At 47.8% G+C, this 703-nt stretch carries 1 protein-coding gene and 1 pseudogene; both read left to right on the top strand.

Going from position 1 to position 703, the window contains the following annotated elements:
- A partial coding sequence (locus R7R24_RS26945; RefSeq protein ID WP_318120155.1) for a thioredoxin fold domain-containing protein occupies positions 1 to 350 on the top strand: 350 nt, incomplete at its 5' end.
- Positions 351 to 395: 45 nt separating this feature from the next.
- Positions 396 to 703: pseudogene (locus tag R7R24_RS26940) on the top strand (single-stranded-DNA-specific exonuclease RecJ); the annotation flags it as partial.

The following is a 703-nucleotide window of genomic DNA, read 5'->3' as shown; positions in this document are numbered from 1 at the left end:
GCTACTGTGTTCGTCTGCATAACCAAATGCAGGGCTACAATGATCTAGGTATTACTGTGCGTTACATGGCATACCCTCGCCAAGGTGCGACAGGGCCTGTTGCTGAGCAAATGGCAACGATTTGGTGTGCAGAAGATCCAAAAGCGGCGATGCATAATGCGAAAGTGAGCCGCACTTTCGACAATCCAGCGAAAGATCTTGAGCAATGTAAAGAGACCATACAAGCGCACTACAACGTTGGTCGTCAGTTAGGTATTTCAGGTACACCTGCAATCTTCCTTCCAAACGGTGAGATGGTTGGTGGTTACTTACCGCCAGCTGAACTACTGAAACGTTTAGAGCAACTGTAATCCTTTAAGGAGCAGAGCCGACGCAATAGTCGGCTCTTTTCAAGCATGATAGAAATTCAACGACGTCCCGAACCGGATCTTTCCCTTCTCCCAGATTCCATTCCTCCGATCTTAAAACGCATTTACATCAATCGCGGTATTACTGACATCGCGCAGCTAGAAACCTCTGCTCGTGGATTGCATTCGTACCAAAAGCTTGGCGGCATTGAGCAGGCGGTTGAGTTGTTGTTCCAAGCGATTCAAGAGCAAAAACGCATCATCGTGGTGGGTGACTTTGACGCAGATGGCGCAACGAGTTCTGCTCTTTCTGTATTGGCATTACGTATGCTTGGCAGCAATAACGTCGATTACTT

This window comes from Vibrio sp. 704 (assembly GCF_033339295.1).
Note: the sequence above shows the minus strand (reverse complement) of the source record. Positions and strands in the feature narration are given on the sequence as shown.